The sequence below is a fragment of the Comamonas sp. 4034 genome (assembly GCF_050434545.1).
GTDB classification, from domain to species: Bacteria; Pseudomonadota; Gammaproteobacteria; order Burkholderiales; family Burkholderiaceae_C; genus Comamonas; species Comamonas odontotermitis.
Map to the genome: position 1 here is coordinate 275946 of NZ_JBNDIT010000002.1, position 17249 is coordinate 293194.

A 17249-nucleotide genomic window follows, 5' to 3' on the forward strand; every position below is an offset into this window, starting at 1 on the left:
ACGAAAGACTTGCGCCTAACTTACAAGCTTTTAGAATGTGCGATAGCATCGTTGTTGTTCAACGAAAGTGCTAATAAATTTAGACAATAAGTTACGAGTCACATCCATGCAGACCGCCGGTATTTCCGCAGATTTGCTCACCCCCAATGTCAGGCACCGTTTCGTGCAACTGTTCGGGGTGGCTGCACGCAAGTCGGTGCTTCCCTGGAAGGAGGTGCCTCGAGACCGTGCTCAACTGGTTCTCGTGGACCAGGGCATGGCTGATGTCGTTTCTTCGCTGGGCAACAGCCCTTGCGTGGTGACCGTCGGCAATGTAGGGGGCAACCTCACGGGCAATGCCTCCTGGGCGGGGCGCCTGGAGGTGAACTACACGCTGAGCGACCTGATCGATACGCTGGACCGTGCCGCCGTCTTTCTGCTGGACTGGGAAGCGCGCCAGAAAGTGATTGCCCGGAGTGCGCGTGCGCAGACTCAGGTGGCTGACGCCGCGCCTGCAGCCAAGCAGGAATATCTCTACCAGCTCAAATCCTGGGTATCGATGGGCGCGCCCTTCAACACCGGTGCTTGCATCCGGGCACTGGCCCTGCTGTCGCGCGAGCCTATTTCCCTTGCCCAACTCTGCACCCATAGCGGAATGGATTCCGCTACCGCCCGCCACATGCTGGTGGAACTGGGTCAACGCGGCGTGCTGCGTGGTGTCGCCATGTCGTCTCAGCGCGCAATTGCTTCTGCGGGAAGCCGTGAGCCAGTACACTCCGGTGGATTACTCGGCCGTTTGAGCCGATGGATCCGCGGAGGAGGAAAAGCGGCATGATTCAGGAGTTGGACTGGGGCACGCGGCAAAAGCTGGCGCTGCCCCGCATTGCGCTGTGTGGGCCCATGGGCATAGGCAAGACAACAGCCGTGCGCACCTTGTGTGGCGAGCTGATGTCCCATTCGGATGTGCGCAATCTCGACCTTGCCGCCCACACCAAGGACTTCACCACGGTCGGTACCGAATTCGGTGAAATCGACCTGGGCGATGGTGATCGCGTCCAGATCTGCGGCTGCCCGGGGCAGGAGCGTTTCAGCTTTGTGCGTCAATGGGTGTTGTCGGTGTCCATGGGTGTTTTCATCATGGCCGACGTGAATGCCGCTGGCAGCCTGGCGGAAACCACGCACATTCTCGGCGAGATCAGCAAGTTGGAGACGGCGCCTGTCACCTTGATTCTGAGCGCGCGTGACGCGGGCGCTACACAAATTGAAACATTCGCGCAAGGTGTGTATTCTGCCGGCTATGGCGTGATTCCCGTGTTGCAGGCCGATCCCCGTGATCGCGCCCAGATGCTGGAAGTAATGAGTGTGCTAGTTTCCATGCTGTCTTTGCAAAGCGAGAATCCATGACCGCATCACAACCCATGATCCCTGCCCAGGTTGTCACAGCGGGCCAACAGGCGCTGGATAAATTGATCGGGCCCGTCGATGGGGTTCGTGTTGCTCTGCTCAGCACTCCCGATGGTTTTGAGATCGCATCGCTGCGCACGAACAGCGAGTTGCAGCTCAACCGCCTGTCGGCCATGGCCGGCTCGCTGATGGCGATGGCACGTGCCGTAGGCCGGGAAATCAACCACGCGGGCTGCAAACGCCTCACGTTTGAAACCGACAGTGGCGTGGTTGTGTTTCAATCGGTATCATCCGAGTTCCCGTGTATTTTGTGCATGGTGCTCGATACCAATGCCATCCTGGGCCGTGTGCTCTGGGCGGCTGCGGAAGTCGGTGCGGAAATGAACAAACCCTGATGGCGCCGCCTGCATGGCGCCGGCAGGGAGAAAGCTGGCCCATGCGTTGCATTGGCCGAATGAGCCAGCGACGACAATCAGCCAGTGCGTGAAGGGGAGATGAATGGCATCGGTACAAGAAGCTTTGACACAACTGCTCACCGTTGATGGCGCCATGTGCGCAGCACTGGTGGACAGCGCCAGCGGCATGCTGTTGGGCAGCGCAGGCTCCGGTCTGGACCTCGAACTGGCTGCGGCGGGCAATACCGAGGTGGTACGCGCCAAGCTCAAGACGATGAAGTCGCTCGGCCTCAACGACTCGATTGACGATATTCTGATTACCCTGGGCACGCAGTACCACATCATTCGTCCCATGGCGCAAAAGGAAGGCCTCTTCCTGTATCTGGTGCTCGACAAGCAGCGCAGCAATCTGGCGCTGTCCCGTCGCAAATGCGCAGATGTGGAAAAGCTCGTGTCGATCTGATCCCTTGAAGCGAGCGCTTGGCGCTCGTTTCGCCAATAGCCGATACCCAGAACCTGCCGCATCGCTGGCAGGTTTTTCTATTTGTACGGGCTATATCGATGCAGGAATGCTCTTTTTTGCGCTGGTAGAGGCGCGGTGTGAGCGGGGTTGGGCGCTTTGGGGATGTCCCGGGTGCCTGAAAGCCCGCGCTGGTCCCTCGCGCTACAGCAGCAGCGCAGAGGCATCGGCACAATACGCGGGTGCTGTCTGTCTTTCTTGTCACCTTTCCATTCTTTGCGCTGGTGCTGTGCGGCTATCTGGCCACGCGCCGCGGCATATTTCCGCTGCCCGCCATCGCCGGGGTGAATGCCTTCGTGCTGTTCTTTGCACTGCCGTGCATGCTGTACAAGGCGGGCTCGTCGCTGCCGTTTGCACAGTTGATGAATATTCCCACGCTGTTGCTGTACATGCTGGTGCAGCTCTTGATGGTGGGTGGCTGTGTCTGGTTCTCGCGCAGAGGCGGGCTGGACTGGAACAACAGCGCCTTTGGCGCACTGGTCACGGCTTTCCCCAATACCGGGTTCATGGGGCTGCCGCTTCTGGTGGCGCTGCTGGGCGAGGCGGCTGCCGGGCCAGCCATCCTGTCGATGCTGGTGGACATGGTGATGACAACCTCGCTGGGCCTGGCCCTGTCTCGCATGGATGGCGCTGCAGGCAATATCCGCCCGGCGCTGGGCAAGGCGCTCAAGGGCGTGCTCTCCAATCCCATGCCCTGGTCGATCCTGCTGGGCGCGCTCGCCTCTTACCTGCAGTGGCAACTGCCTGTGGCCATCGACAAGACGGTCGGGCTGCTGGCGAGCGCGGCAACGCCGGTCGCGTTATTTGCCGTGGGCGCGGTACTCGCGCGCTCCAAGATGGTGCAGGCCGAGTACGCGGCCCCAGGCAGCTATGTACCGCTGGCGCTGGTCAAATTATTTGTGCATCCGCTGCTGGTGCTGGCGCTGGGCCATGCTGCCATTGCGCTGGGCCTGCCACTGCCGTCCTTTTCGGTCATGGTGCTGGCGCTGGTGGCTGCCCTGCCCAGTGCCAGCAATGTCACCTTGCTGGCCGAACGCTATGGCGCGCACAACGGCCGCATTGCGCACATCATTCTGGTGAGCACGGCGCTCGCCTTTGTCAGCTTTACGCTGGCGGTCAGTGGGTTTGTAGAATTTTTTCAATAAAAGTGGCTGTAGCGCTTGCATGTCAAGCGCTGTTTGCTATTGATTAGATAGCTTGCGGATCCACATCCACCAGCCAGCGTACCAAGGCTTTGTGCTCCGGGTGGCTGCGCAGCCAGTGCAGCGTGGGCTGCCAGGCGCGCAGGAATTGCTGCAAGGCCTTGCGCGATGGGCTCTCGATCAGCATCTGCGCCCGCTCCACATTGGCAACGCGCTGCACGGCGAGCGGAATGGGCGGGTAGACGAATACATCTTCCGCTCCGGGCATGGGCTGGCTGGTTGCGGCAGCCGCAGCGGCACGCAGAAAGCCCTGCGCCACCTCCTGCGTTCGGGCATCGGCGCGGATGATGGCCTGGTGGGCAAATGGTGGCATGGCAGCGTCGCGCCGCTCCGCCAGTTGCTGGGCGGCGAAGCCTGCGTAATCCCAGCGGCGCAGCGCCCGGTAGACGGCATGGTCGGGCTGCAGGGTCTGCAGCCACATTTCCACCTTGCTGCCTTGCGCTGCCACGTAGGCAGCGTCGCGCCCGGCACGGCCCGCTGCCTGCAGCAGCAATGAGAAAAGGCGTTCAGGCGCGCGAAAGTCGCTGGACATCAGGGCGCCATCGGGCTGCACGGCGGCCACCAGGGTGACGCGCCGGAAATCATGGCCCTTGGCCACCATTTGCGTGCCAACCAGCACGTCGACATCGCCTGCGTGCATATGGGCCAGCTTTTCTTCCAGTGCGCCCTTGGCCTTGGTGGTGTCGGCATCGATGCGTGCAATGCGGGCTGGATCGCCGTCGGGGCGCTGTACGTTGCGCAGCAGGCGCTCCAGCTCTTCTTCGAGCTGCTCGGTTCCCTTGCCCAGTGGCAGGATGTCGGGGTTGCCACAGCTGGGGCAGGCGTGCGGTACGCGCTGGGTGTATCCGCAGTGGTGGCAGCGCAGCGTGCGGTCATTCTTGTGAAAAACCTGGTGCGCGCTGCAATGGGGGCAATCGCTTTTCCAGCCGCAATCGCCGCAGAAGAGCACCGGGGCAAAACCGCGCCGGTTCAGCAAGACCAAGGCCTGCTCGCCGCGCTCCACACGTTCTGTAATGGCTTGCAGCAGCGCAGCGGAGAACACCGTGCGACGTGGTTGCTGCCGCATATCGACCATGCGCAGGCGTGGCATGGCGCCTGCGCCGGATTCGGTGGCACCTGGGCTGGCCACCCCTAAGCTGGTAGCACCTACGCCGGCCACACCGATACGGCTGGGCATGGCTAGCCGCAGGTAGCGGCCGCCGGCATCCTGCGGTCCTGCGGTTCCGGCAGGGCGGCTGGCCCACCAACTCTCCAGCGAGGGTGTGGCGGATCCCAGTATGACCTTGGCATTCAGATCATGGCCGCGCCATATGGCCAGATCGCGTGCCGAGTACCGCGCTCCCTCCTGCTGTTTGTAGCTGGGGTCGTGCTCCTCATCGACGATGATGAGCTGGAGCTGCGGCATCGATGCAAATATCGCCATGCGCGTGCCGAGCACGATGCGGGCCTGGCCTGTATGCGCAGCCAGCCAGCTTTTCAGGCGCTGCGGCGGCGTCATGCCGCTGTGCATGCTGACAACGGCGCTTTCACCCAACTGGGCCGTGAAGCGGGCTTGAAAGCGTGCTTCCAGCTGTGGGGTCAGGTTGATCTCGGGCACCATCACCAGCACCTGGGCAGTTGGATCGCGCTGCAGCAGCTGCGCGGCCTGGTGCAGGTAGACCTCGGTCTTGCCGCTGCCAGTGCTGCCAAATAGCAGGAATGGCCCTGCATTGGCATCGATCTGCGCACAAACAACGGCTTGCTCGGGGCTCAAGGCCAAGGCGGTGTCAGTGGCTGTATTTGTTGGCGCGGCCTGGCTTTTGCGTTTGAGTCGCCGGGTCAGCTGCTCTGCTGTCAAATCGCGCAAGGCGGGCGGCAAGGCGGTGATGGCCATCTCACCCAGACTGCGCTGGTAGTAGCGTGCAGCAAACTGCACCAGGCGCAACCAGTTTTCCGGCATGGGGGCAATGCCTTCGAGCACGGCAGCGATGGATTTGAGTGCGCTGGCCTCGCCTGCATAGCTGTCATCCTCACCCCAGACAACACCCAGCACTTCCCGTTTGCCCAGGGGCACACGCACCAGACTGCCGCGTGGCAGCAACTGTTCGCTGCGATAGCTCAGCAGTTCGCTGGCAGCGCTGATGGCGCTATGGGCAGGCGTATGGACGGCGACAAGAAGCAAGGGCACGGAATGCAGAGACAGGAGATGCGTGGGCGGAGCGGACCAAAGCACCAAGTGTAGGGCTTGGGACTTCTGATTTCAGGAGGACGCCAAGCGCGGTGCACCAGCCTAGGTATTTTTACCAGTTGTGCAACCCGGAGAAGGCATTGAGAAAATTGTAGGACAACTTACCCACAAGATAAATTTCAAGGTAAATCAACAATGGCCGATGCATTTGTGGATAACTTTGTTGACATACAAGCCGCCAACAGGTGCCCGAGTCACTAACACAGATTGTCACCCATGGCCTTTGCCTCGTTGACAAAATTTTTTATTTCTATTTTTCAATAAGTTATATACGCGCTCTAGGCATTTTCAAATTCACGCGCCTTGTTTTGTGCTAGTGGGTCTGCTTTCCACATTGTGTGCATAAGTGCTCGCTCACTGCACGGGTGGCGTGCAGCACGGCGCTGCTTCCAGCAGTCATTTATCCACAATTATTCTAGAAATAGCTGATTTATCCACCATAAATCATTGATATGTAAATAATTTATTGAGATTTTTCTCATTTTGATCAAGCTGTGTGCAAGCTTGTGGACACCTCCCTTCTTCTTGTGGGTAGTTGAATTTGTTTCTATAAAAATCAATGAGATATTTTGATTTTTCTTTAATCATGACGGTGGCCGAAATGTGTAGAGCCTGGCTGCTGCGCTGCCGCAGACTGCAGTTGTCGTTCTTCGGGCTGTGGTGGGGTGCTTCGTGGCCTCTGTGTTATCCCCGGTCAATGTGGGTTCGCTTCCGATATGATCATGCGTTGACGACCGCGTGCCCGGGCTACATCCGTTCATTGGCGGTTGGTTGCCGACCTGCGCACCTGGATAGATTTAGCACTCGCACATGGCACCTGTCATGTGCTGCTTTGCCACTTGACCCATGCCCCTGATTCGATCGATCTTGCATACGCTCTTCATGAGCCTGACGGTGATTCCGTTCACCCTGACCATTCTGCTGCTGCGCGTATGCGGTGCCAGCAGCATGGCGCGCTATACAGTGGCTCGGCGTTGGCTCAAGCTGTCGGCCGATAGCGCAGGCTGGTTCTGCGGTATCAAGGTGCGCATGCAGGGAATGGAGAATCTGCCGGTGCAGGGCCAGCCGGGGAGTGAAAAAGGCGTGGTGCTGCTGTGCAAGCACCAGTCCACGTTCGAGACTTTTCTGATGCCGGCCATCATGCCGGTACCGCTTGCCTATGTGTTCAAGAAAGAACTGCTGAAGATTCCGTTCTTCGGTTGGTCGATCGGCAGCCTGGACATGATCCACATTGACCGCAAGGACGGCAGCCGCGCCTTCCACAAGGTGGTGGAACAGGGCAAGCGCCTGCTGGGGCAGGGTATCTGGGTGATCATGTTTCCCGAAGGGACCCGCATTCCACGCGGCGAGACTGGCGACTACAAGACCGGCGCCACCCGCCTGGCCATCATGACGGGCGCGCAGGTGGTGCCGATTGCCGTGACCTCTGCCAAGTGCTGGCCGCGCAAGGCATTCGTGAAGAAACCGGGCACGGTGGATGTGTCGGTGGGCAAACCCATCGACAGCAAGGGCCGCAAGCATGACGAGTTGATGGCTGAGGTGGAATTCTGGATCGAGTCAGAAATGCGTCGCCTGGACCCGGAGGCCTATGTGGGCAAGCCGCCGTTGCCCGCGCGTGCGGAACGCGCCCCGGCTGCGTCTGCTGCCGATGCCTCTGCCGATTGATTTTTTACCGGAGAGAGTCCACTTGCCTGCCTGCGATACTTCAGTCTCGCTACAAAGAACTATAAAAACAATAGCTGCTAGCGCTTGTATTTCAAGCGCTGGTGGCTATTTTTTATCGCGATGCTGCTCCAGGAAAAAACGCGCGATGGTTCAAGACCTGCGGCTGGGCACTTCCAAGGGCGGAAAAGGGTATTTCTCACCGAAGTGGGCCAGGACAGCCGTGCAACGGAGGTGGGCATGATCGCGGATGTGCGCCGACTGGTGCAACTGGCGTTGGACCTGTGGGACCGCAGTGAGCCCAGGGCGCCTGCCGAGGCTGCGGCGGGGCAGGGCGGTACACGCCCATCCGTGCCTGTGGCGCCGCCGCCGGTGATCGACAGGTCTGTGGTGCCGTCACTGCAAAAAGTGCCCGATCTGGTGATTCCAGGTGTCCAGCCAGCGCCTGGTGCAGGTGTGGAGACGCCATCTGCGGTGTCTACGAAAACCGTGCCGCCCGAGCCTGAGCCAGAATCCTTATCACACACCCTGCTGCCACAGGCATTCGAGCACCCGGGGGCCAATCGCGCTGTGTTGTTGGGTGACACCCATATCGCCTACCTGCTCCAGCGCGCCAAGCGGCGCAGCATTGGCTTTCTGGTGGGGGAGGACGGCCTCGTGGTGCGTGCGCCGCGCTGGGTCACGCAGAATGGCATTGACGAAGCGCTGCAGGAGAAGGGGGCCTGGATTGTGCGCAAGCTGGGCGAAATGCAGCGCCGCCGCGCCCATAGCCTGAACGCCACCATCCGCTGGGAAGATGGTGCAACCCTGCCCTTTCTGGGGCAGCCGCTGCAACTGGTGATCGACAGCGAGCAGCGCGTGGCGCGTGCCGGTGCGGTATGGCGGGTGGAGAGCGAGCTACCCGGCAGTCCCTCGCGGCTGTACCTGGCCCTGCCGCGTGCAGCCGGGCGTGAGCAGATCCGGGATCTGGTGCAGGCCTGGTTCATGAAAAGTGCGCGCCAGCATTTTCTCTCGCGGCTCGCTCACTTTGCACCGCTTCTGCGTGTGCATTACACGAGCCTGCGGCTGTCGAGCGCTGAAACTCGCTGGGGCAGTGCCAAATCCGATGGCTCCATCCGGCTGAACTGGCGGCTGATGCACTACACGCCCGCCGTCATCGACTATGTGGTCGCGCACGAATTGGCCCATTTGCGTGTGATGGATCACAGCCCGCGCTTTTGGGACACTGTGGCCGAGGTAGTGCCCGATCACCGCGCACTGCGCGAGCAGCTCAAGTCGATTCCTGCGCCGCCCTGGGATCTGGCCGCATGAGCCAAATCTTGGCGAAGATTGGATGGAAAATAGTGATGAAGCGCAGCAGAAATGCGCAGATAGCTATCAAATTTGAAAATATTTTGCGCAAACAGCGGTGAACAATGCAGGCGGTGTATTCTCATCGGCAAGCATCTTGTTGAGACTTGGTTTGCGAGAACCGCATGGAGACCGTACCGCAATGACATTGACCACAGAGCAGCAAAAGATCCATCCCGCCAGCGGCTATGCTGGTGATATTGCGCCAGAGCTGGCATGGCAATGGGTGCAAAGCGGCGAAGCCGTGCTGGTGGATGTTCGCACCGATGCCGAGCGTGCCTGGGTGGGGCAGGTTCCAGGCGCCGTGCCCCTCGCCTGGAAGCAATGGCCAAGCATGGCGATGAACCCTGATTTTGACGCCCGGCTGCAGGAAGTGGCCGAGCAAGGCGCAGGTAAGAAAATCCTGTTACTGTGCCGCAGCGGCGTGCGCTCCGTTGCGGCTGCAAAGCGCGCTACCGAGCTGGGGTTCGCCGCATATAACATCCTTGAAGGCTTCGAGGGCGACGCAAACAGCCAAGGCCAACGGGGCGGGCTGGGCGGCTGGCGCCTGCATGGGCTGCCTTGGTTTCAGTAAAATCAAAGGCTTGGCTGATCAAGCGTGGCGAGGTGTAACCGCAGCACCAATAAAGGGCGTGCCGGCTTGTCTCGCCAGTAAACTTGGCCCCTCACCAATTAACGGAGTTTTACATTGACAGCTCGTGCTGGCAGCGCAGCTTCTGCTGCAGCCATGGTTGCCAGCGTTCGCACGCATTGGCCTTTGATCAGGAAGATGACGCGCCGCGATGTGAGCGAGCGCTATACGGGCTCGGTTGTGGGGTGGCTGTGGTCGCTCATCATTCCGCTGTGCATGCTGGTGATCTACACCTTTGTGTTCTCCGTGGTGTTCAAGGCGCGCTGGGGTGATCTGAACGAATCCAAGACGCAGTTTGCGATGGTGCTGTTTTCGGGCCTCATCGTGTATGGTTTTTTCTCCGACGTGTTCAACCGCGCCCCGCAGCTGATTCTGGGCAATGTCAACTACGTCAAGCGCGTGGTGTTTCCGCTTGAAATTCTGGTGATCGTGGCCGTGTGCTCGGCGCTGATCCAGTCGCTGGCCAGCCTGGTGGTACTGCTGCTGGCCTTGCTGGTGCTCAATGGCAGCGTGCCGCCCACGGCCTTGCTGCTGCCGCTGATCTGGCTGCCGCTGGTGTTGCTGACCCTGGGTGTGGGCTGGTTTTTTGCATCGCTGGGCGTTTTCGCGCGCGATCTCAAGCAGATCACCGGTGTGCTGACCACGATGCTGATGTTCATTTCTCCCATCTTTTTCCCCGTCAAGGCACTGCCGCCAGAGTTCCAGACCGTGATGTGGCTCAATCCGCTGACTTTTTTCATCGAGCAATCGCGCGAGGTGCTGATCTGGGGGCGTGCGCCGGATTGGGCCGCCTGGGCTGTCAGCGTGGTGGTCTGTGCCATTATGGCGTGGTTGGGCTTTGCCTGGTTCCAGAAGACGCGCAAAGGATTTGCCGATGTCCTCTGAAACGATGGCGCTGGAGATCGACGGCCTGGGCAAATGTTTCCACGTGTACGACAGGCCGGGCGATCGGCTGCGGCAGTTTGTGCTGCCACGCCTGTCGCGCATGGTGGGGCGTCCGGCGAAGGACTACTACCGCGAATTCTGGGCGCTGCACCACCTGGACCTGCGTGTGCGCAAGGGCGAGACGGTCGGCATCATTGGCCGCAATGGTTCCGGCAAGTCCACTTTGCTGCAGATGGTGTGCGGCACGCTGGAGCCAACTCGGGGCGAGGTGCGCACGCACGGCCGCATCGCGGCGCTGCTGGAGCTGGGCGCTGGCTTCAACCCCGAGTTTTCGGGCCGCGACAATGTCTACATGAATGCCGCGCTGCTGGGGCTGTCGGATGCGCAGATCACCGAGCGCTTCGATTCGATTGCGGCGTTTGCCGATATCGGTGAATTCATGGAGCAGCCGGTCAAGACCTATTCCAGCGGCATGTATGTGCGCCTCGCCTTTGCGGTGATCGCCCATGTGGATGCCGATATCCTGGTGGTGGACGAGGCGCTGGCGGTGGGCGATGCCGTGTTCACCCAGAAATGCATGCGCTTTCTGCGCAATTTCATGCAGCGCGGTACCTTGCTGTTCGTGAGCCACGACACGGCTGCAATCAAGAGCCTGTGCGACCGCGCGGTCTGGATCGACAAGGGCCGCGTGATGCAGGTAGGTCCGACCAAGGAAGTCTGCGACCGGTACATGCAGGCCTGCTATGAGGCAGAGCAGGGCGAGAGTGCCGCTGCAGGCGTGGCGGTGACGCGGGCCGAGGCGGTACAGCTGAGTTTTCATGACCAACGTCAAGATTTTTTCCGCAGCGAGCCCTTGCGCAACGATATCGAAGTGTTCCGCTTCAATCCCGAAGCCATGTCTTTCGGGTTGGGTGGTGCGCGCATCACTGATGTCTGGCTGATGGATGCGCAGCGCCGTCCCCTGCACTGGGTGGTGGGGGGCGAGCCTGTGACCTTGCGGGTGCAGGCGCAGTGCCTGCAGGCGTTGCAATCCCCGATCGTCGGTTTTGTCGTGAAGGACCGAACCGGCCAGGCTGTATTTGGCGACAACAGCTACCTCTCCTACCTGGGCCAGCCTGTGGCCTGCGCCGCAGGCCAGCAATTGCAGGCGGAATTCAGCTTTGACATGCCGCGCATGCCGGTGGGCCACTACGCCATCGATATTGCGCTGGCCGATGGCTCGCAGCACGACCACGTGCAGCACCACTGGATTCAGGATGCCGTGCACTTCAAATCCGAATCCACCAACGTGGCCACAGGCCTTTTGGGGATTCCGATGCGGAGCATCGCGCTGTGTGCAGGCGGCGACAACGAAAAGACTTCTTCGACATGAAACCAATGACCGATGTCCTGCGCGAGGACTCTGCGGATTACGACTGGCTGCTGCCCGCAGCCATGATGGAGCCCCATCACCTGACCCACCCCGCACCGTGGGCGGGCCATATTCCATTTGCGGCCTGGCTCATGGCGGTGGCCCGGCCAGATGTGCTGGTGGAGCTGGGTGCGTACTCCGGCATCTCGTACCTCGCCTTTTGCCAGGCCATTGCGGCGCAGCAATTGCCGACCCGTGCCTATGCGGTGGATACCTGGGAGGGCGACGCCCATGCGGGCGCCTATGGCGAGCACATCTATACCAGCCTGCGGCAGCACCACGACCCGCATTACCTGCGGTTTTCCACGCTGATGCGCATGCGCTTTGATGAGGCTCTGCGCAGCTTTGCCGATGGCAGTGTGGATCTGCTGCACATCGACGGCCTGCATACCTATGAAGCCGTTCGCCATGATTTCGAGAGCTGGTTGCCCAAGCTCAGCAAGCGCGGGGTTGTGCTTTTCCACGACAGCAATGTCTACCGGGATGACTTTGGCGTACACCAATTGTGGGCAGAGCTGAAGAATCGCTACCCCAGCCTGCACTTTCCGCACAGCAATGGCCTGGGGGTGTTGCTGGTGGGGCCCGAGCAACCCACGCTGCTGCGGTCACTCTGCAACCCGGCCCACACGGATCTCCAAAACCAGGTGCAGGCGGTGTTGGGCGCCCTTGGCGCGCGGTTTGAATGCCGGGCCGAGATGCAGGCGCTGAAGCACCAACTGGCCGGTGTCGAGCAGCAGGCGCAACAGTTGGAGGCAGCAGGCCAGCAGCGGCATGCCTGGATTGAAAAGCAGGACGGCGAGATCCGCACACTGGAGTTGGCACGCCAGCAGTGGCAAAGCCGAGCAGAGCAAGTGCAGGCGACGCTGGACGAGGCTGGCCGTCACATGCAGCAGCAGGTGCAGGCTCTGGAGCAGGATGCCGCACGCAAGCAGCAGCGTCTCGAGCAGCAGACCGCCCGGATGCGGGCCCTGGAGCTGGAGGGTGCCCAGAAGCAGTGGCAGATCGAGCAGCAAAGCCAGCAGATGCAGGCCATGGCGCGCCAGCTGACACCGCTGTGGCGGGTCAAGGATGTGCTGCGCTCGTTGAAAAGCGCGCTTTTCCGCCTCAAGCAGAAGCTCGCGCCATACGAGCCGGCCCTGGTGCGCAAGGTGCGGCACGCATTGCGCCGGCGCATTCAGCGCTCGCAAGGGGTGGTGCCACAAACGGTGCCGCTGCTGCCCGGTCGCAACAGACGGTACGGCGTGCTGGCCACCGCGCATACGCAGTTTGTTGCGCACGGCCTCGCGCAGGTGCTGCGCAAGGCGGGGTTCGAGGTGTCCGTGCTGCAGGAGGTTCCTCCCGAGGGCTATGTGCTGGACATGTACATCGTGGTGTGCCCGCAGATGTTCAGGCAATTGCCTCCGGGTGAAAAACGTATTGTGTTCCAGATGGAGCAGAGCGTCAGTCCGCGCTGGTTCACGCCAGAATACCTGTCGATCCTGGAGAACTCGCTGTCGGCCTGGGATTATGCGCCGGCCAACCTGGCCTTCCTGGAAGGCAAGGGCGTGCGCTACCCGCACACCTTCCTGGTGCCCATTGGCGGTGTGGCCGATTATTCGCTGGCATTGGAGGCCAGTGGCGAGCCTGCGCTGCAGCCTGCCGAGCCGGTGTGCGATGTGCTGTTCTACGGTGATGTCAATGCGCCGCGTCGCCAGGAGATGCTGCAGGAGCTGCAGCGCCATTTCACGGTCCGCATCGAAGGCAATCTGTTTGGTGACGCTTTGCGCCAGGCCGTGCGCCAGGCGCGCGTGGTGGTCAACATCCACTACTACGAAGGTGCATTGCTGGAGACCACGCGCATTTACGAGTGCCTGAGTCTGGGCACGCCGGTTGTGACGGAAAGCAGCGCCGACATTGACGTCTATCAGGAATTGGTAGGCAGCGGCGCGGTGTGTGTGGCGCCGGTTGGCGATGCGCAGGCGCTGGTGAAGGCGGTGGAACAACTGCTGCAGCAAATCACGATTGCACCGGCCGAGGTGCGCCAGGCCGTCGAGCAGGAGGTGCAGCGCAGCGCGCAGCAGTTCGAGTTCATGGCCTGCCGCGCCTTGTACGCGCTAGGCCGAATCGATACCGCCACTTGGGATGCCCTGACGCAGACCCAGCCGCTGCCGGGTGACTGCATGGTGCTGAGCATGCCCGAAACCCACCGCCGCCGCGCACATTTCGTGCAGGAGACCTTGCCCGGCCTCGCTCGCGATGTGGCGGTGTTTGATGGTGTGCGCCACAGCCCTGGATGGCTGGGCTGTGCCATGAGCTACCACTACCTTGCTCGCAAGGCGCTGCAGGCTGGCGTGCCACAAATTGAAGTGATGGAAGACGACGTGGAGATGCCGCCTGATTACGCGCTGCGCCGCGGCAAGGTCGATGCCTGGCTGCAGCAGCACGCTGGCGAATGGGACATTTTTGCGGGACTGATTGCCAAGATCCACCCCGACACCCAGGTGCTGGACGTTCAGCAGCGCGACGGTGAAACCTTTGTGGTGCTCGACCGCATGACCAGCATGGTGCACAACATCTACACCCAGCCGGCGCTGGAGGCATTGGCCCAGTGGGACGCCAACATCCGCGATCCGCACACCAACACCATTGATACCTATCTGCAGACCAAGGCGCAGATGCGTGTGGTGACGACCTTGCCTTTCCTGGTGGCGCACACGACCGAAATGGACTCGTCGCTGTGGGGCATCAACAACCAGGAGTATCTGGCGGTCATCTACAAGGCCGAACAGGACCTGCGCCAGTTGGTGGACCGGTTCCTGCAGTCCAGAGCCGCGTGACATCCATTCCAATAAAAAACCCGCGCAGGGGAAGCCCTGCGCGGGTTTTTTGATGGGCCTACCGGCTTTTACACTGCAGGGATGCGCAGCTTCTGGCCTGGGTAGATCTTGTTGGGGTCGCTCAACATCGGCTTGTTGGCTTCGAAGATCACCATGTACTTGTTGGCGTCGCCATACATCTTCTTGGAGATGCCCGAGAGAGTGTCGCCGGAGACCACGTCGTAGTACTTGGCTTCGGGTTCGGGGTTGGTGACGGTCATCTGGTTGTCCACATCGCTCACGCTCGAGACGTTGCCGCAGCACAGGGTCACCTTTTCCTTGGCGGCCTGGGTGGGGGCAGTGCCCGTCACGGTCACCTTGCCTGCGTCAAAGGCGACTTTCACGTCGGTCACGCCCAGATTCTGGGTACCGATGTACTTTTCGATGGCTGCGCCTGCGGTGGCGTTCAGGTCCTGAGGGGCGGCAGCGGCGTCCTTGCCTCCAAACAGTTTTTCACCGGCTTCCTTGATAAAGCTGAACAGTCCCATTGGTTGACTCCTTGAAGGTTGATTGCAGGAGCTGCCCAATATAAACGGCTTTGACGGCAACGCAATGTCAGCCAAGGGCGCTTGAAGAAAATTCACAGTACCCGCAGTGCTCACTACCGCTTGCAGCTGGGTATTTACCGTAGATGTTGCAAGTGCAACAAAGGATGAATGCAAAAAGGCTGATAATGCCGCCCATGCATTTTCTGGCCATTGACGTAGGGAACACGCGCCTCAAGTGGGCAATGTATGACGAGCCGAGCCCGGGTGCGGCCGTGCTCGCCCATGGCGTGGAGTTTTTGGACAACATCGAACGCCTGGCCGAAGGCAGCTGGGCGGAACTGCCCGAGCCCCGGCACATGCTGGGCTGCGTCGTGGCGGGCGATGTGGTGCGCCGCCGCGTTCAGGAGCAAATGGAAATCTGGGATGTCTCGCCCCATTGGGTGGTATCCACCACGCAAGAGGCGGGCCTGACCAATGGCTACGACCACCCGTCCCGGCTGGGAACAGACCGCTGGATTGCCATGATCGGCGCCTGGCACCACGTGTTGGCGCAGGGGCGGCAGCGGCCGGTGGTGGTGGTCATGGTGGGTACGGCCGTGACGGTGGAGGCCATCGATGCGAGCGGCAGGTTCCTGGGTGGCCTGATTCTGCCCGGCCACGGCATCATGCTGCGCGCGTTGGAAGCGGGTACCGCCGGCCTGCATGTGCCCACGGGCAATGTCTGCTCTTTCCCCACCAATACCAGCGATGCACTGACCAGCGGCGGCACTTACGCCATTGCGGGTGCCGTGGAGCGCATGGTGCAGCACGTGATTGCGCACTGCGGCGAAGAGCCGGCGTGTGTCATGACAGGCGGTGCGGGCTGGAAGATGATGCCCAGCATGACGCGCCCATTTGAACTGGTGGAAAACCTGATTTTCGATGGGTTGCTGCATATTGCGCAGAGCCGCTTCGGCTCCGCCTCCTGAGCGAAGAGCCGCAGAATCAAGGCTTTTGGGTCAGAAAACCATGTATAGCAAGCGCTGATTGCTGCAAAAATAGTAGCGATTTGCCGATTTGTAAGCCTGGTTACAACAGGGGCGCGGCTTTGCGGGCGCTGGCAGCCAGTCCATGGAGGGCGGTGCGATAATGGGCGGTTGTTGTTCACTACCCATATTGCCCATGATTCTCGTCACCGGAGGCGCCGGCTTTATCGGCTCGAATTTTGTGTTGGACTGGCTGGCAGGCTCCGAGGAGCCCGTGGTCAATCTCGACAAGCTGACATACGCAGGCAACCTGCACAATCTGCACAATCTGCAGGGTGATGACCGTCACATCTTCGTGCAAGGCGATATTGGCGATCGCGCGCTGCTGGACAAGCTGCTGGCCGAGCACAAGCCCCGCGCCATTGTGCACTTTGCAGCCGAAAGCCATGTGGACCGCTCGATCCACGGCCCTGAGGATTTCATCCAGACCAATGTGGTGGGAACCCTGCGCCTGCTGGAAGCTGCCCGTGCCTACTGGAATGGTCTGGAAGGCGATGCCAGGAGCGGTTTCCGCTTTCTGCACGTATCGACCGACGAAGTCTATGGCAGCCTGGAAAAGACCGACCCGGCCTTTACCGAGACCCACAATTTCGAGCCCAACAGCCCCTACAGTGCGAGCAAGGCCGCCAGCGACCACCTGGTGCGTGCCTGGTACCACACCTACGGCCTGCCGGTGCTCACCACCAACTGCTCCAATAACTACGGACCATATCATTTTCCGGAAAAGCTAATTCCGTTAATGATCGTGAATGCTCTGGCCGGTAAGAGCCTGCCGGTGTATGGCGATGGCATGCAGATCCGCGACTGGCTCTACGTGAAGGACCATTGCAGCGCGATCCGCCGCGTCCTGCAAGGCGGGCAGTTGGGCGAGACCTACAACGTCGGCGGCTGGAACGAAATGCCCAACATCGAAATCGTCCAGCGCGTGTGCAGCCTGCTCGACCAACTGCGTCCCCGCGCCGATGGCAAGCGCTACGCCGAACAGATCACCTACGTCAAGGATCGTCCGGGCCACGACCGCCGCTATGCCATCGACGCGCGCAAGCTCGAAAAGGAGCTGGGCTGGAAGCCTGCCGAAACCTTTGACAGCGGCATCCAGAAAACCGTGCAGTGGTACCTGGACAACCAGGCGTGGGTGCAGCAGGTGCAGTCTGGCGCCTATAAAGAGTGGGTCAACAAACAGTACGCTTGAGATTTGCTATGAAAACAGGACTG

At 60.8% G+C, this 17249-nt stretch carries 15 protein-coding genes; 13 read left to right on the forward strand and 2 right to left on the reverse strand.

What is annotated here, in order from left to right:
• Positions 1-106: 106 nt before the first annotated feature.
• The 5 genes from ABIE32_RS03835 to ABIE32_RS03855 all read left to right on the forward strand — a co-directional run bounded on the left by ABIE32_RS03835 (position 107) and on the right by ABIE32_RS03855 (position 3443).
• Complete coding sequence (locus ABIE32_RS03835) at positions 107-814, forward strand: hypothetical protein (RefSeq protein WP_224152991.1); 708 nt, start codon at positions 107-109, stop codon at positions 812-814.
• Positions 811-1383, forward strand: coding sequence for a GTP-binding protein (locus tag ABIE32_RS03840; protein WP_429014088.1), 573 nt, complete (start codon positions 811-813; stop codon positions 1381-1383). The genes ABIE32_RS03835 and ABIE32_RS03840 overlap by 4 nt, the downstream gene beginning before the upstream one ends.
• Entirely contained in the window at positions 1380-1778 is a 399-nt protein-coding gene (locus ABIE32_RS03845; protein ID WP_224152993.1) for a roadblock/LC7 domain-containing protein, read from the forward strand. Before ABIE32_RS03840 ends, ABIE32_RS03845 begins: the two co-directional genes overlap by 4 nt.
• A 103-nt stretch (positions 1779-1881) precedes the next feature.
• Positions 1882-2241 (forward strand): hypothetical protein, encoded by a 360-nt coding sequence (locus ABIE32_RS03850; protein ID WP_224152994.1) that lies wholly within the window; start codon positions 1882-1884, stop codon positions 2239-2241.
• A gap of 239 nt (positions 2242-2480) precedes the next feature.
• The gene (locus ABIE32_RS03855; RefSeq protein WP_429014091.1) at positions 2481-3443 is read left to right on the forward strand and encodes an AEC family transporter; all 963 of its coding nucleotides are present in this window, start codon (positions 2481-2483) and stop codon (positions 3441-3443) included.
• Positions 3444-3486: 43 nt separating this feature from the next.
• Here ABIE32_RS03855 and priA read toward each other — a convergent pair whose 3' ends face one another.
• The gene (priA, locus tag ABIE32_RS03860) at positions 3487-5667 is read right to left on the reverse strand and encodes a replication restart helicase PriA (RefSeq protein WP_429014093.1); all 2181 of its coding nucleotides are present in this window, start codon (positions 5665-5667) and stop codon (positions 3487-3489) included.
• Positions 5668-6573: 906 nt separating this feature from the next.
• Between priA and ABIE32_RS03865 the strand changes: the two genes are divergently transcribed.
• From ABIE32_RS03865 to ABIE32_RS03890, 6 genes are all read left to right on the forward strand, one after another.
• Entirely contained in the window at positions 6574-7392 is an 819-nt protein-coding gene (locus tag ABIE32_RS03865; protein ID WP_429014095.1) for a lysophospholipid acyltransferase family protein, read from the forward strand.
• A 237-nt stretch (positions 7393-7629) separates the two neighbouring features.
• Positions 7630-8700: a M48 family metallopeptidase gene (locus ABIE32_RS03870; RefSeq protein WP_429014098.1), complete on the forward strand. Its 1071-nt coding sequence runs from the start codon at positions 7630-7632 to the stop codon at positions 8698-8700.
• Positions 8701-8881: 181 nt separating this feature from the next.
• Positions 8882-9313, forward strand: a complete 432-nt coding sequence (locus ABIE32_RS03875) for a rhodanese-like domain-containing protein (RefSeq protein WP_429014100.1) — start codon at positions 8882-8884, stop codon at positions 9311-9313.
• Positions 9314-9427: 114 nt separating this feature from the next.
• A complete protein-coding gene (locus ABIE32_RS03880; protein ID WP_429014103.1) occupies positions 9428-10255 on the forward strand; it encodes an ABC transporter permease in 828 nt (275 codons plus the stop codon).
• The gene (locus ABIE32_RS03885; protein WP_429014106.1) at positions 10245-11627 is read left to right on the forward strand and encodes an ABC transporter ATP-binding protein; all 1383 of its coding nucleotides are present in this window, start codon (positions 10245-10247) and stop codon (positions 11625-11627) included. The genes ABIE32_RS03880 and ABIE32_RS03885 overlap by 11 nt, the downstream gene beginning before the upstream one ends.
• The gene (locus ABIE32_RS03890; protein WP_429014108.1) at positions 11624-14482 is read left to right on the forward strand and encodes a class I SAM-dependent methyltransferase; all 2859 of its coding nucleotides are present in this window, start codon (positions 11624-11626) and stop codon (positions 14480-14482) included. Before ABIE32_RS03885 ends, ABIE32_RS03890 begins: the two co-directional genes overlap by 4 nt.
• A 68-nt stretch (positions 14483-14550) precedes the next feature.
• Here ABIE32_RS03890 and lysM read toward each other — a convergent pair whose 3' ends face one another.
• Positions 14551-15009 carry a peptidoglycan-binding protein LysM gene (lysM, locus tag ABIE32_RS03895; protein WP_224153003.1) on the reverse strand — a complete coding sequence of 153 codons (459 nt, stop codon included), beginning with the start codon at positions 15007-15009 and terminating at the stop codon, positions 14551-14553.
• 194 nt (positions 15010-15203) lie between these two features.
• Here lysM and ABIE32_RS03900 point away from each other — a divergent pair, with 194 nt between their 5' ends.
• Together ABIE32_RS03900 and rfbB are read left to right on the forward strand one after the other, a co-directional pair.
• A complete protein-coding gene (locus ABIE32_RS03900; RefSeq protein ID WP_429014110.1) occupies positions 15204-15977 on the forward strand; it encodes a type III pantothenate kinase in 774 nt (257 codons plus the stop codon).
• Between the two features lie 193 nt (positions 15978-16170).
• Positions 16171-17226, forward strand: coding sequence for a dTDP-glucose 4,6-dehydratase (gene rfbB / locus ABIE32_RS03905; protein ID WP_429014113.1), 1056 nt, complete (start codon positions 16171-16173; stop codon positions 17224-17226).
• Positions 17227-17249 lie beyond the last annotated feature (23 nt).